This is a genomic window from Shinella yambaruensis, from assembly GCF_022899355.1.
GTDB lineage: Bacteria > Pseudomonadota > Alphaproteobacteria > Rhizobiales > Rhizobiaceae > Shinella > Shinella yambaruensis.
Genome location: NZ_JALJCK010000031.1, coordinates 1 through 13731 on the forward strand (window position 1 = coordinate 1; position 13731 = coordinate 13731).

The window sequence follows — 13731 nt, forward strand, 5'->3', positions numbered from 1 at the left end:
CGCCGCCTCACCCCCGAAAATTGCAAGGCGCTGCTGTTCGACGACGTGCTCTGGGTCAAGCGCGCCCGGCAGGAGCACGACGTCTTCGTCGATGCGCTGCGCGAGCGCGGCGTCACCGTGCATCTCTTCGGCGAGTTGCTGGCCGAGACCCTGGCCCTGCCGGAGGGGCGCGACTGGCTGCTCGACCGGCGTGTCGACGCCTCGATCGTCGGCTACGACATGGTGGGCGAGCTGCGCGGCTGGCTGGACGAGATGCCGGCCGAACAACTCGCATCGCTGCTGGTGGGCGGCATCGCCCGCGCTGCCGGTAAGCCGGCGGCGATCGGACGGCTCGAAGATGCCGTGGAGATCGTCGCGGGACTGCGCGGGAGGTGGATAGAGCCGGCGCATGCATAAGCCATCGGCACGGTCGCGTTTGCCCCGCGTCAAGGTGTCTTCCACCCAAACGACTATCTTCTCAACAAGGAGGACAGTCCAGTGAGCTACAAATCCATTCTTGTTAATCTGGATATCGAAGGGCCGATCGTTCCGATCGTGAGGGCAGCAAGCGAGTTGGCTCAACGGTGGAACGCCAGGCTGACCGGCTTCTGCGCGGCCGATGCCTACCTTCCGGTCACGGGGCCGGAAGGCGCGGAGCTGGCCGCGGAGGTGTGGCGGCAGATGCGCGATGACGACGAGCGTCGTTTCAAGGACCTGCGCAAGGAGTTTGAGGCGCTGGTTGCCGGTGCTGTCGCGACCGACTGGCGCGTCGCGCAGGAAAGACCGACCTATGCGCTGGCCCAAACGGCAAGGATCGCCGACATTGTCGTCACCGGGGCTGCCGACGGCGCGGTGACGAAGGATACGGCGCGCTGGGTCGATCCGGGCAGCGCGGTGCTGCAACTGGGCCGGCCTCTCCTGGTCGTCGGGAACGATACGGACCACCGCGTTGGCCGGAAGATCGTTGTCGCCTGGAAAGACACGCGGGAGGCACGGCGGGCGGTCGCCGACGCCATGCCGTTGTTGCAGGCTGCCGATGACGTCGTGGTTGCGACGGTGGCTCCAACCATCGATCAGTGGGCGCGCGAGAGCTTGGGCGACGTGGTATCCTTCCTGGCTGCTCACGGGGTGACCGCACGCAGTGAAACCGTTGAAAGCGGTCGGGAAAACGACAGCCTGATCGAACTCGTCGATCGGCACGACGCCGATCTCGTCGTATCCGGCGCCTATGGGCACAGCCGCCTCAGGGAGTGGGCGTTCGGCGGCATGACCCGATCGCTGCTCGACGCGATCCGGCTCAATCGCTTCATGTCCAACTGACGGATCTGGAACGGGCGGGCGCGGGTGGAGACACGAAAATGCAGCCGGAAATGTCGTCGCCGCAGGCCGTGGATTCTGTGCCGGCCTATTGGTCCATTCCTGCCGCGGCTCTCCTTGCCCGGCTGGATACCCGCACAACCGGGCTTTCGAGCAAGGCCGCGCGGGCCCGCCTCGCCCGCGTCGGGGCCAATACGATCCGGGCGGGGCACGATGGTTCGGCGCTTGCGGCCTTCGCGCGGCAGTTCCGCAGCCCGCTCGTCCTTATCCTCATCTTCGCTGCCATCGTCTCGGGGATCGTTGGCGAGGGCAGCGAGGCGGTCATCATCGGCGTCATCGTGCTGGCGAGCTGCGTTCTCTCCTTCACGCAGGAATATGGCGCCTCCCGCGCAATGCAGGCGCTCACCGCCCGCATCGCCCGCAAGGCCCTCGTGCTGCGCGATGGGCGGGAAACCCTGCTTCCCGTCGAGGAGATCGTGCCGGGTGATATCGTTCGGCTTTCGGCGGGAAACCTCGTCCCGGCCGACGGTATCCTCCTGGAGACGCGCGACTTCAACGTCAGCGAGGCGGCGCTGACCGGCGAGACCTTCCCGGTGATCAAGACGGCGGGCATCTGCACGCCGGAGGCCCGCCTTAGCCAGCGGACAAATACGGCCTTCACCGGCACCTCCGTGCGCAGCGGCACGGCGACGATGGCGGTCGTGAAAACGGGCGGCGCGACCGAGTTCGCCTCCATCGCCGCGACCATCGCCCACGTCGCGCCGGAAACGGACTTTGCGCGCGGCATCCGCCGCTTCGGCTATCTCATGACGGAGATCATGCTGGTCATCGTCATCCTCGTCTTCTTCGCCAATCTCCTGCTGCATCGCCCGGCGGTGGATTCGCTGTTGTTTTCCCTGGCGCTCGCCGTGGGGCTGACGCCGGAGCTGCTGCCGGCGATCATCAGCGTGACGCTGGCGCGCGGCGCCCGCACCATGGCCGCGAACGGTGTCATCGTGCGCCGGCTCGACGCCATCGAGAACCTCGGCAGCATGGACCTCCTGTGCACGGACAAGACCGGCACCCTGACCGAGGGTGTCATCCACCTCGATGCCTGCCTCGACGTCGCCGGGACCGATGCGCCGCAGGTGCAGCTCTGGGCGTTTCTCAACGCCACGCTGCAGACCGGCATGGCGAACCCACTTGACGAGGCCATCGCCTCCGGAAGGGACGAGCGGGACGACATTGCCGCCTATGCCAAGGTGGACGAGATACCCTACGACTTCATCCGCAAGCGGCTCTCGGTGGTCGTCCGCCGGGCGGGCGAACGGGAGGACCTGATGATCTGCAAGGGCGCGGTGCAGACTGTGGTTGCGGCCTGTTCCTCCGTCCTTGCCGAAGATGGTGCACCGGCGCCGCTCGATGCGGCGGCGGCCGCGAAGATAGACGAGAAGGTGCAGGCCTGGAGCGGACAGGGGTATCGCGTCCTAGGACTCGCCGTGCGCTACTTCGCGCGGCAGGACAGCTATCGCCGCGAGGACGAGGCCGAACTTGTCCTTGCCGGCTTCCTGTTGTTCTTCGATCCGCCCAAGGCGGGCATGGCGGAAACGCTGAAGGCGCTGGCATCCCGCGGCATCAAGGTGAAGATCATCACGGGCGATAATCGTTATGTCGCTGCCCATCTTGCCGAAACCGTGGACCTGCCGCACCGCCGCGTCCTCACAGGAACCGAGGTGAGCCGACTGACGAAGGAGGCGCTCGTGCGCCGCGTTACGCAGAACGACATCTTCGCGGAGATCGACCCGAACCAGAAGGAGCGCATTATCGCGGCGCTGCGCAAGCACGGCCATGTCGTCGGCTATCTCGGCGACGGCATCAACGATGCGCCGGCGCTGCACGAGGCCGATGTCGGCATTTCCGTTGAGGGTGCGGTGGACGTGGCGCGCGAGGCGGCCGACATGATCCTGCTCCAGCGCGACCTCGGCGTGCTGCTGCGCGGGATCGACGACGGACGGAAAACCTTCGCCAACACGATGAAATACATTTCCATCACCACCAGCGCGAATTTCGGAAACATGATCTCGATGGCCTTAGCCTCGTTGGCCTTGCCCTTCCTGCCATTGCTGGCGCCACAGATATTGCTCAACAACTTCCTGTCGGACGTGCCCTCGCTGGCCATCGCCACCGACAATGTCGACGCTGACCAGGTCCGAACGCCGCGCCGATGGGACATCGCCTTCGTACGCCGCTTCATGGTGACGTTCGGGTTGGTCAGCTCATTCTTCGACGTGATGACTTTCGCCTTCCTGCTCCTTGTCGCCGGAGCGACCGCCTCGGCATTCCAGACGGGGTGGTTCGTCGAATCCCTCATCACGGAGTTGGCCATCGTGCTCGTCGTGCGGACGCGCGCGGCCTTCTGGCGCAGCCATCCGAGCGCGCTGCTTTCCTGGCTGACGCTGGCCGTCGCCGTGTTCGCCGTTGCGATCCCCTATCTGCCGGGCGCGAACTGGTTCGGTTTCATCGCCCTGCCGCTGCCGGTCGTCGGCGGCCTGATCGCGATCACGCTTGCCTATCTGGCAGCCTCGGAAGCGGCAAAACACTGGTTCTTCGCGCGCGAGCGCCGCCGCAGGCGAGGAAGGCGTCGCGTTTGACCCGCGTCAAGGCACCGGTGCGGCAAAAGGGTTTGATGGTGGTTCACTAGGAGATCGCCCATGCCGCGTCGTATCCTCATCATCGTCGGCCATCCCGATCCCAAACCGGAACGGCTGTGCAGGGCGCTTGCCGCGAGCTATGCCGAGGGCGCCCGTTCCGCCGGGCACGAGGTCCGGCTTATCGATATCGCGACGCTCGACTTCCCCTTGCTGCGCACGACGGAGGAGTTCACGAAACGGCCGATGCCGGTGACGCTGGAGGATGCCGCGCAGGCGATCCGGGACGCCGAGCATATCGTCTTCGTCTTTCCGCTCTGGCTCGGCACCATGCCCGCCCTGCTGAAAGGTTTTCTCGAACACGTGATGCGCCCCGGCGTGGCTTTCGCCTATCCCGAGGCGGGCAAGGGCGGCTTCGCCACGACGTTGCTCGACGACCGGTCCGCGCGCGTGGTCGTGACCATGGGCATGCCCGCCTTCTTCTACCGGCTCTGGTATCTCGGCCACGGCGTCGCGGGCATGCGCCGCAACATCCTGAACTTCGTCGGCATCAGCCCGGTTCGGGAGACGCTGTTCGGCATGGTGGAAGGCGCAAGCGGCGCCACGCGCAAAAAATGGCTCGCGAGGATGCGAGCGCTCGGCGCCCGCGCCGCCTGACCGGGCCGCCGCCTCAGGGAACCAGCACGGCCGCGCCGTTGAGGCGGCCTGCCCGGAGGTCGGCGAGGGCCTCGTTCGCCGCGGCGAGGGGATAGGCCGTGGTGTGCGTGCGTACGCCCGCGGCGCGTGCCACCGGAAAGAACGTCTCCGCATCGCGTCGCGTCAGGTTGGCCACGGAGACAAGCTCCCGTTCCTCCCACAGGACCGCATAGGGCATGGGCGGGATGTCGCTCATGTGAATGCCGCCGCAAACGACACGGCCCGCCTTGCGGACCGCGCGCAACGCCGCCGGCACGAGTTCGCCGACGGGCGCGAAGATGAGGGCGGCATCGAGCGGGGCGGGCGGCACCTCCTGCGAACCGCCGGCCCAGACGGCGCCGAGACCGAGCGCAAATTGCTGCGCATCCCCGTCGCCCGGCCGGGTGAAGGCATAGACCTCGCGCCCCTGCCAGACGCAGACCTGCGCGATGATATGGGCCGCCGCGCCGAAGCCATAGAGCCCGATGCGCTTTCCCTCGCCCGCTTTCGTCAAGGCCCGCCAGCCGATCAGCCCGGCGCAGAGGAGCGGGGCCAGCGCAACCGGATCGGCGTCGGGGTCGAGATCGAAGGCGAAGCCGGCATCCGCCACCACATGCGAGGCGAAGCCGCCGTCACGCGTGTAGCCGGTGAAGAGCGGTGCGTCGCAAAGGTTCTCCGCACCGGAACGGCAATAGGGACAGGCGCCGCATGTATGACCGAGCCAGGGCACGCCGACGCGCCGGCCGAGCCGCGAGGCATCGACACCGGGGCCGACGGCCTCGACGATGCCGACGATCTCGTGTCCCGGCACAAGCGGCAGCTTCGGATGTTCCAGCTCGCCGTCGACGACGTGGAGATCCGTGCGGCACACCGCGCAGGCCTCGACCCTCAGCCTTATTTCGCCCGACCCAGGGATCGGATCGGGACGTTCAACCAGGACAAGCCTTGTTCTCGGTCTTTCCAGGATCATCGCCTTCATCGCTGACCTCCAGCAAAATGTGAGGCGGAAGCATTGCTTCCGCCTCGTCGGCTGTCGTCAATCGTGTCACATCATCCGACGGAAATGTGGTCCTCGACCGCATGGACGCCGGCGGCGGCCCAGGCAGCCTGTTCGGCGGCACGCCGTTCGGACCACGCATGGACCCAGCCGTCCAGGCGCACCTTGCCGCCATCGAGAACGGCGACTTTGATTGCCTGCGCTTCGACCTCCGCATTGCGTTTCAGCGCATCCTCGATCCGCTTCTTGACGTCGAGCGCCGAGACGTGATGCTCGATCTCGATCTTGTTCGTCACGCCGACGACGCCTGCGAGATCACGCACCGCATCGGCGGCCGCGATCCGCTGATATTGCCAGTCGACCCTGCCGCTCAGCGTGATGATGCCGTTCTCCACCGCCACGCCGATATCGGCGGCGTCGATGCTGGGTTCGAAGTTGAGTTCGTCCAGGATATCCTGTCTCAATGTGCTGTCATTCATGACTTTCACCTCGTTCTTCCGGCGGGCACCATCCCCGCCCTGAGCCTGTTCTCTGATGCGAAAGATCGGGAGGCGTTGACCCGCGTCAAAAGCGGCATGTTTTTGGCCCTCTCTCGCCTACCTGACGCCAGGAGGCTTCTCGGCGTCCCAGGGGCGCCAATGGGTGGGGGACACGTCAACGCGTTCGCGCGTACCCGATTTCACCCATCCGACCAACGTGCGTCGGCAGGGAAAGACCAGCGTATGCGTTCCGTCGCGGTCGATGACCGCGAGTTCGAGATCCTGATTGTAGGGGGCTATGGAAACCGGTTGCCACATTGAGCGATGTCTACGAGGAGCCGGGCTCGAAGGCGCTCACGCCGTTCGAATAGCAGCCTCGATCTCCGTTCTGGAGCGTCCGGTCATGTCCTTGACGATTTCGCCAAGCAGTCGTTCCTTCAGGCTCCGGTGAAAGTGCTGTCGCATTTCCCCAAGGGTTCGTGCGTCCGCGATGATGAGTAGCTCGGTGATCTCGCTGGCGACAGCCGCCCGGTTGAGCACGGCGCAAACCGTGGCGGCGAAATCGTCTTCCAGAAGATGCGCCTTGTCGGGGTTCGCGATGCTGTTCCTGTGACGCACGCCGGAGCCGCTATGTCCCTTCGTCAGCGCGGGGGCAGGCAGCGCGGAGAGCTCAATGCCGGGTTCGTGGGTCATGTTCCTGAAGAGAAGCAAATTATGCCCGTCGACGACGGCAACCATTGCGCCATTCGGTAGGATCATCGTGGTTCTCCTTGCTGGCCGTCGCCCTTCGATGTCGGGACCGGCCGTTGAATGAACTGCTTTGCGTCGCCGGGTCAGGCGGCGAGGTCCTCCAGTGCCTGCGGTCTGACGATCTCGACGCCGCGCAGGTTCGGCAATCGGATGATGCCCTTCTGGCGAAGCCGGGAGAACACGCGGGAGACGGTCTCGATACTGAGCCCGAGATAGTCGCCGATATCGGCGCGGGCCATCTGCAGATCGATGCGCCGCAGGCCGCCCTGGCGCTCCGACATGTCGAGCAGGAAGGCCGCGACGCGTTCCGTCGCGTTCTGCCGGCCGAGTACGAGCAGGTGCTCCTGCGCCCGCACAAGGCTCTGCAGGGCCATGGGCAGCAGCGCGCTGGCAAAGTCGCCGTGGAGGAGCGTGGTGCGTTGTATCCTTATGCCGGTCGCGCTTATGGCCTCGGCAAAGAAATGATGCGTGGCGTCCGTCTCGAACCCGAACATCTCGCCGACGAGGTGAAAGGCGGAAATCTGGCGGCGTCCGTCCGCCAGCAGCCGATAGACCCGCACGGCGCCGAACTCCACGGTATAGAGGCTGCCGCACTTTTCGCCCTGCGCATAGATTTCCGCGCCGGCGGCAAAGAATGTCGGCGCGTCGCCGGCCTGCCGGCGATCGGCCATCCCCGGATCGAATGCGGCCCTGCGATGAAACGATGTCAGAATCTCGTCATGAACGGTCATGATCTTCTCCCCGAAGTCGATGGGAGATCATCGCGCAAATCCTGCGAAACGAAATTCGGTCATGTCCGTAGGGGAAAATGCGTAGCGGCTTGCCCGCGCCGTTGGCGGGGGCCTCAATGACAGATGCTGGCGACCTTGAGGGCGATGGCCATTCGGACGAGTTCGGCAAGGCTTTTTGCCTGCATCTTCGACATGATGTTGGCACGGTGGACCTCCACCGTGCGCGGGCTGATGTCGAGATCGTAAGCGATCGTCTTGTTGGGCAGGCCGGAGACGACGGCGGAGAGAACTTCGCGCTCTCGATCCGAAAGGCTGTCCAGGCGCGTCCGCAACGCCCCGGTATCGCCGGAAACCTCGACCGTGTCTTCCAATCGGCTGGCGGCCCGAATGATTGCGTCGATCAGGGTTTGATCCTCAAACGGCTTCTCGATGAAGTCGATCGCGCCTGCCTTCATGGCTGACACTGCCATCGGCACGTCGCCGTGCCCAGTGATCACGATTGCCGGGGGGAGGGCTCTGATCGCGCCGAGCCTCTCCAGCAACTCGATGCCGCTCATATCCGGCATACGCAGGTCAGTCACCAGACAGGCATGGGCGAGTGTCGGCGCGACGGCGAGGAAATGGGTGGCGGATTCGTGCACGCGCACTGTAAAACCCGACATGGTGAGAAGGAAGGCCAGCGATTTGCGCACCGGCTCTTCGTCGTCGACAATATGCACGACATAGCTATCAGGTTTCATAGTCCGCCCCCTGTCCGGCAACCGGCAAGGAGAACCGGAACGTCGTTCCGCCGCTCTCGTTGCGCCGCGCCGATATCTCGCCCCGATGGGCCTCCACGATACGCTTGGATATGGACAGCCCTATACCCATGCCGCTCGCCTTGCTGGTGACGAAAGGCTGGAACAGGCGGGCAGCGATCTCGTCGGAAATGCCTGGCCCCGTATCTTCGACTTCAACGACCACCTGATCGGGGCCATCCGGCAGGGTGCGCACGATCAGTTCCCGGCGCCCGGCGTCCCGCATGGCTTCCATGGCGTTGCGCATCAGATTAATGAGAACCTGCTGAATCTGGACGCGGTCGACAAGCACCGCTTTGGTATTCGGCGAAAAGGCGAAAACCGACCGGACGCCGAGTTCCCTTGACCCGACAAGGGCGAGCGCACCGGCTTCCTCGATCAGCTTGCGCATGTCATGCGGCGCTTTTTCCGTCTCACCGCGCGTGACGAACTCGCGAAGGTGGCGGATGATTTCACCGGCGCGCAATGATTGCTTTGCGGTCTCTTCCAGCGCCTCCCGCATCTGGGCGGCCGGTTCCTCCGTCATGCCGTCCAGCAGCCGGACACAGCCCTGGGAATAGTTTGCGATGGCCGCCAGCGGCTGGTTGAGTTCGTGCGCGAGCGTGGAGGCCATTTCTCCCAGTTCGTTGAGCCGCGCGAGACGCGCCAGTTCGTTCTGGATTTCCTGCAGCCGCGCCTCGGACTCCTCGCGTTCGGTCAGGTCGCGAATGAAGCCCGTGAAGAAACGGCCATTCGAAGATTGCACCTCCCCGACCGCGAGCTTCATCGGAAAGGTCGAGCCGTCCCGACGAAGGCCCACGACCACGCGGTCCACCCCGATGATGCGCTTCTCGCCCGTTCTGACGTAGCGCTCGATATATCCGTCGTGCTCGCGATGATAGGGTTCCGGCATGAGGATATCGACGTTTCGGCCGAGCACCTCAGCCTCGGTATAGCCGAACTGCCGCACGGCGGCGGCGCTGAAAGAGGTGATGCGCGCCTGTTCGTCGATGACGACCGTCGCGTCGGGCACGGTGTCGAGGATCGAGCGGAGATGCGCCTCCCGCGCCCTGAGCGCGCTTTCGGTTCTGTCTATGGCCCTGCGCGCGTGGTGCAGCATCTCGCCCATCCACGTAATCGCCAGCCCGACGAGCGCGAAGACTGTGACCTGCAGCCAGATTGTTCCGTTGGGGCCGGCCACATAGGTCGCGCTGACAAGGGAAAGGGCCAGTGCCAAAAGGCCAGGCCCCATGCCGCCGGCGATGGCAGCAACGAGGATGACGGGAATGAAAAGGATGAATGTCGCAGTATTCCCGAATATGCCCTGAAGCAGCCAGCGAAAAGCGAAAACCGATGCCACCAACACCAGCGCCAACCCATATCCGACGACTCCCTCGAAGCGGCGTGAAAAGATCGCCTGGAGGACGCGCCCTTGCAATCCGGGTAGATCGCGCGCCGGCATGGTTTTCCTATCGGGACGCCAGCCCGGGCGCCATCGGGAGGGGAGATTTGACCAGCGTCAAGGATACAGCCGCCCGGACATGAAAGGAAGTAAGACAGGCGATATTCGAACAGGAGCGGCGCGATATGGACCAGAAACACACGCTCAATGTCGGTTACTTCCTTTTGGCGCTATTTCTGCTCGGTGCATTCCAGACATGGCTTGCCTGGCGAGACGTCGCCCAGCTTTCCCATACCGAGCTGATGCAGATGGTGGGTGAGGGCAAGGTGGCGTCGGTCACCATCACGGAAACCGCCGTCCAGGGCCGCTTCAAGGCGCCGGTGGACGGCAAGAGTCTGTTCCTGTCCGCCCGCGTCGATCCGGACGCGGCGGCGGCCTTCTAGAAGGCGGGCGTCGAGGTGACGGGCGGCACCGACAGCAACTGGCTCTCGACGATCCTTTCCTGGGTTGTGCCGATGCTACTCTTCTTCGCTGTGTGGATGTTCCTCTTTCGCGGTTTCGCCGAGCGGCAGGGCATGGGCGGGCTCATCAATATCGGCAAGTCCAAGGCGAAGGTTTTTGTCGAGCGAGAGACCGGCGTGAGCTTCGAGGATGTCGCCGGTGTCGACGAGGCAAAGCTTGAGCTGATGGAGATCGTGTCCTTTCTGAAGGACAAGGACAAATACGGCCGCCTCGGCGCGCGCATTCCCAAGGGCATCCTGCTCGTCGGCCCGCCCGGCACCGGCAAGACCCTGATGGCCCGCGCGGTCGCGGGCGAGGCCGGCGTGCCGTTCTTCTCGATCTCCGGGTCCGAATTCGTCGAGATGTTCGTCGGCGTCGGCGCGGCCCGCGTGCGCGATCTGTTCGAGCAGGCGCGCAAGGCGGCTCCCTGTATCATCTTCATTGACGAACTCGATGCGCTCGGCCGGGCGCGCACGCCGTTTGGCGGCTATGGCGGCGGCGACGAGAAGGAGCAGACGCTCAACCAGTTGCTCTCCGAACTCGACGGATTCGATCCGCGCGTCGGCATCGTCCTGCTGGCCGCGACCAACCGGCCGGAAATCCTCGATCCGGCGCTCACGCGCGCCGGGCGCTTCGACCGCCAGGTCGTGCTCGACCGGCCTGACCGCAAGGGCCGCGAAGCCATCCTCAGGGTTCACATGAAGGCGGTGAGGACCGCGCCGGGAGTGAATGTGGGCGATATTGCCGGGATCACACCCGGCTTCACCGGTGCCGACCTTGCCAATCTCGTCAACGAGGCGGCCATCTTCGCCACCCGTCGCGACGCGGACCAGGTGACCATGGCCGATTTCACCGAAGCGGTGGAGCGCATCGTCGCCGGCGTCGAGCGGCGCGGCCGGCTGCTCAGGGCCGAGGAGCGCGAGCGCGTCGCCTATCACGAGATGGGCCATGCGCTCGCCGCCGCATCGCTGGCGAAGACCGATCCCGTGCACAAGGTCTCGATCATTCCGCGCTCGATCGGTGCTCTCGGCAATACGCTGCAACGGCCCACCGACGACCGCTTCCTTATCACCGCCAGCGAACTGAAGGAACGGATGGTCGTGCTGCTGGCCGGCCGCGCGGCGGAAGAGGTCATCTATGAGGAGATATCGACGGGAGCGGCCGACGATCTGTCCAAGGCGACCGACGTCGCGCGTCAGAGTGTCACCCGTTTCGGCATGAGTCCCGCGCTCGGCCCGGCGGTGCTGGAGGAGGAAAGGCAGCAATGGCTGGGCGACGGCGCACGGCTGCAGCCGAGGGACTATGCCGAGGCGACGGCCCGGGAAGTCGATCTTGCCGTGCGCGGCATGCTGGATGAGGCGGCCGCCGCGGCGCGGGATCTGCTGCACGCCCGCATTGACGATCTGCGGGCGGGCGCCCGCCTGCTTATCGAGCGCGAGACGATCACGCCTGACGATTTTCCGCCGCTTCGGCGGGCTTCCGAAAGCAAGATCATGCCGCCGGCCAGAGATCGCGCAGCGGTTTCTTCATCGAGTTCCTGACCTGCACGATCTCGCCATGGGAAATGTGCCTGTCGAGCAGGCGGAAAACGGCACGCACGGCCTCGTCCGGGTCGTTGAGCATGTCGCCGGAAAAGGCGTCCTCGACGCGGGCGATGAAATCCTCTTTCTTGCGCTCCCATACGGGCGTATCGAGGGGTTTCCAGTTCTCGAAATAGATGCCCCGCACCAGAACGGGCAGTTGCGAGGAGAGGTCCGTCATCTCCTCCGGCGACAGCCAGTCGCGCAGGGTATGCAGCACGCACCGCAGCAGGTGATAGGCCCGCGGCTGCGTCCAGCCGAGATCCTCGGCGAGTTCGTTGACCCATTGCTGCGCCTGTTGCGCGGCCTGGGTGAAATTGGTGATCGATGTGCCGCTCATGGGGGTCTCCTGGTAAATCCCGGTGCGCCGGCCGGGCGCACCGGTGATGGTCGCAATGATTATGCAGCTTTGACTGCGATGGTCTTTTCCGCCTGCTTTGCCTCGGCGGTCTTGGGCAGCTTGACGGTCAGCACGCCCTTGGCGAAGGCGGCGTCGATCTTGTCGGTGTCCACCCCGTCGGGAAGCTGGAAACTGCGCTGGAACGAGCCGTAGCGGCGCTCGGAGAGATAGTAGTCCTTCTGCTTTTCTTCTTTTTCCTCCTGCTTTTCGCCCTTGATCGTCAGCGTGTGATTGGAGAGCTTGATCTCCACGTTCTTCTCGTCGATGCCGGGAAGCTCGGCCGTGATCTCGTAGGCATCGTTCTTCTCTACGAGGTCCATGGCGGGCAGCACCTGCCATTCCTCGCGGGACATGCGCGGCAATTCGAAGCCGAAGACGCTCGACGGCAGGCGCCAGTCGAAGGGACGGAAGCTCTCGAAAAGCTGGTCGATGTCACGCCGCAGGCTTTCCAGTGGACGGCGCTCGTCGCGCTTGGCAGGGGCGGTCGTCTTCGTGACGGGCATTTTGGTGGCAGCTTCGGCCATGATTGATCTCCTGTGCGTTGAATAATCGTCCTCATTGCCGTCGCCCCGGTCTTCCTCGCGCGCCCAGAACGGCGGGGCGGAGGGGCGGCGGTGCTTCCCGCCGAAAAGTCGCTCGTCGGCGCGCTGCCGCGCCCGGCCTTGCTTCGCCTGATCGGCTCGATCCGGCAGGCATCCCAGAAAACGCCGCCCGTCGCCCTGTCGCATTGACGCGGATCAAGGTCGTCGCGGCCGAGTTCTGATTTTCATTTTAGGACTTCAGGACGGAAGGAAATGACGGCTGTGACCGCATCACCGGAGACGGGCAATGAATGTAACGGATCTCTCGCCGGCCCGCCGGCCAAGACAGGGGTATCATCATGATCACCGCTAGACGCCTCTGGCTTGGCGTTCTCCTGATTGCGGTCCTTACTGTCGGCGGGTTCTATGCTTGGCGGCACGTCGGAAATGGAGCGCTGCCGGAAGGGCTGGCAAGCGGCAACGGACGCATCGAGGCCGTCGAAATCGATGTCTCGGCGAAATCGCCGGGCGGATCAAGAACATCCTCGTCAATGACAGCGACCTCGTGAAGGCGGGCGACGTGCTCGCCCGCATGGATACGGCCGAGCTCGCCGGCCGCCGCCGGCAGGCGGAGGCGCAGTTGCTGTGCAAATATATCCAGCAGGTGAAGACGGGGCTGCCCGGCGTCGCCTATATCCGGCTCGATCCGCAGGCCGAATGGCCGGCCGCCCTTGCAGGGAACTCTGCTGCAATGACCCCGTGCCCGGTGGCCCGGCTGGAAAATGCCGGCCTTTCCTACGGCAAGGCGCGGGCGCTCGACGCCGTCACGCTGGACATACCGGCCGGCTGCATGGTGGACCTCATCGGGTCCGACGGCGTGGGCAAGTCCAGCCTGCTTTCGCTGATAGCCGGCGCGCGAAGGATCCTGTGTGTTTGGTCTGATGTAAGATGGTTGCGGGAAGGAGGCCGAGAGGATCCAGGCCGCCGTTTGTGACG

Annotated in this window: 12 protein-coding genes and 2 pseudogenes; 6 read left to right on the forward strand and 8 right to left on the reverse strand. The window is 64.9% G+C overall.

All coding sequences use genetic code 11. From position 1 onward, the window contains the following. The 4 genes from MUU56_RS32490 to MUU56_RS32505 all read left to right on the forward strand — a co-directional run. Positions 1–396: arginine deiminase family protein (locus MUU56_RS32490; RefSeq protein ID WP_245083392.1), on the forward strand; the 396-nt coding region annotated here is incomplete at its 5' end. Between the two features lie 81 nt (positions 397–477). After that, positions 478–1299 (forward strand): universal stress protein, encoded by an 822-nt coding sequence (locus tag MUU56_RS32495; protein ID WP_245083395.1) that lies wholly within the window; start codon positions 478–480, stop codon positions 1297–1299. A 38-nt stretch (positions 1300–1337) separates the two neighbouring features. After that, positions 1338–3926, forward strand: coding sequence for a magnesium-translocating P-type ATPase (gene mgtA, locus MUU56_RS32500; protein ID WP_245083398.1), 2589 nt, complete (start codon positions 1338–1340; stop codon positions 3924–3926). Between the two features lie 60 nt (positions 3927–3986). After that, a complete protein-coding gene (locus MUU56_RS32505; protein ID WP_245083401.1) occupies positions 3987–4580 on the forward strand; it encodes an NAD(P)H-dependent oxidoreductase in 594 nt (197 codons plus the stop codon). A gap of 13 nt (positions 4581–4593) precedes the next feature. Here the strand turns inward: MUU56_RS32505 and MUU56_RS32510 are convergent, their stop codons facing one another. From MUU56_RS32510 to MUU56_RS32540, 6 genes are all read right to left on the reverse strand, one after another. Then, positions 4594–5577 (reverse strand): zinc-dependent alcohol dehydrogenase family protein, encoded by a 984-nt coding sequence (locus MUU56_RS32510; protein ID WP_245083403.1) that lies wholly within the window; start codon positions 5575–5577, stop codon positions 4594–4596. Between the two features lie 71 nt (positions 5578–5648). Beyond that, complete coding sequence (locus MUU56_RS32515; RefSeq protein WP_245083407.1) at positions 5649–6074, reverse strand: BON domain-containing protein; 426 nt, start codon at positions 6072–6074, stop codon at positions 5649–5651. A gap of 354 nt (positions 6075–6428) precedes the next feature. Further along, positions 6429–6833: a baeRF12 domain-containing protein gene (locus MUU56_RS32525; RefSeq protein ID WP_245083412.1), complete on the reverse strand. Its 405-nt coding sequence runs from the start codon at positions 6831–6833 to the stop codon at positions 6429–6431. A 74-nt stretch (positions 6834–6907) separates the two neighbouring features. Further along, on the reverse strand, positions 6908–7495 hold the full coding sequence (locus MUU56_RS32530) for a helix-turn-helix domain-containing protein (protein WP_245083422.1): 588 nt from the start codon (positions 7493–7495) through the stop codon (positions 6908–6910). Positions 7496–7668: 173 nt separating this feature from the next. Beyond that, entirely contained in the window at positions 7669–8295 is a 627-nt protein-coding gene (fixJ, locus tag MUU56_RS32535; RefSeq protein ID WP_245083414.1) for a response regulator FixJ, read from the reverse strand. Next, positions 8285–9793, reverse strand: coding sequence for a PAS domain-containing sensor histidine kinase (locus tag MUU56_RS32540; RefSeq protein ID WP_245083416.1), 1509 nt, complete (start codon positions 9791–9793; stop codon positions 8285–8287). The genes fixJ and MUU56_RS32540 overlap by 11 nt, the downstream gene beginning before the upstream one ends. 125 nt (positions 9794–9918) lie before the next feature. Here MUU56_RS32540 and ftsH point away from each other — a divergent pair. Continuing rightward, positions 9919–11775 (forward strand): annotated as a pseudogene (gene ftsH / locus MUU56_RS32545) (ATP-dependent zinc metalloprotease FtsH). Here ftsH and MUU56_RS32550 read toward each other — a convergent pair. Both MUU56_RS32550 and MUU56_RS32555 read right to left on the reverse strand, forming a co-directional pair. Continuing rightward, complete coding sequence (locus MUU56_RS32550; protein ID WP_245083418.1) at positions 11726–12154, reverse strand: DUF2267 domain-containing protein; 429 nt, start codon at positions 12152–12154, stop codon at positions 11726–11728. The pseudogene ftsH and the gene MUU56_RS32550 sit on opposite strands and share 50 nt — an antisense overlap. Positions 12155–12213: 59 nt before the next feature. After that, complete coding sequence (locus MUU56_RS32555; protein ID WP_245083420.1) at positions 12214–12738, reverse strand: Hsp20/alpha crystallin family protein; 525 nt, start codon at positions 12736–12738, stop codon at positions 12214–12216. A 748-nt stretch (positions 12739–13486) separates the two neighbouring features. On the opposite strand from MUU56_RS32555, the pseudogene MUU56_RS32565 reads away from it, so the two are divergent. Next, positions 13487–13660: pseudogene (locus tag MUU56_RS32565) on the forward strand (ATP-binding cassette domain-containing protein); the annotation flags it as partial. Positions 13661–13731 lie beyond the last annotated feature (71 nt).

Excerpts from the sequence above, each read along its gene's own strand:
- MUU56_RS32550 (WP_245083418.1), bottom strand. The coding sequence starts at position 12,154 with ATGAGCGGCACATCGATCACCAATTTCACCCAGGCCGCGCAACAGGCG.
- fixJ (WP_245083414.1), bottom strand. The coding sequence starts at position 8,295 with ATGAAACCTGATAGCTATGTCGTGCATATTGTCGACGACGAAGAGCCG.
- MUU56_RS32525 (WP_245083412.1), bottom strand. The coding sequence starts at position 6,833 with ATGATCCTACCGAATGGCGCAATGGTTGCCGTCGTCGACGGGCATAAT.
- MUU56_RS32540 (WP_245083416.1), bottom strand. The coding sequence starts at position 9,793 with ATGCCGGCGCGCGATCTACCCGGATTGCAAGGGCGCGTCCTCCAGGCG.
- MUU56_RS32555 (WP_245083420.1), bottom strand. The coding sequence starts at position 12,738 with ATGGCCGAAGCTGCCACCAAAATGCCCGTCACGAAGACGACCGCCCCT.
- MUU56_RS32515 (WP_245083407.1), bottom strand. The coding sequence starts at position 6,074 with ATGAATGACAGCACATTGAGACAGGATATCCTGGACGAACTCAACTTC.
- MUU56_RS32510 (WP_245083403.1), bottom strand. The coding sequence starts at position 5,577 with ATGAAGGCGATGATCCTGGAAAGACCGAGAACAAGGCTTGTCCTGGTT.
- mgtA (WP_245083398.1), top strand. The coding sequence starts at position 1,338 with ATGCAGCCGGAAATGTCGTCGCCGCAGGCCGTGGATTCTGTGCCGGCC.
- MUU56_RS32530 (WP_245083422.1), bottom strand. The coding sequence starts at position 7,495 with ATGGCCGATCGCCGGCAGGCCGGCGACGCGCCGACATTCTTTGCCGCC.
- MUU56_RS32505 (WP_245083401.1), top strand. The coding sequence starts at position 3,987 with ATGCCGCGTCGTATCCTCATCATCGTCGGCCATCCCGATCCCAAACCG.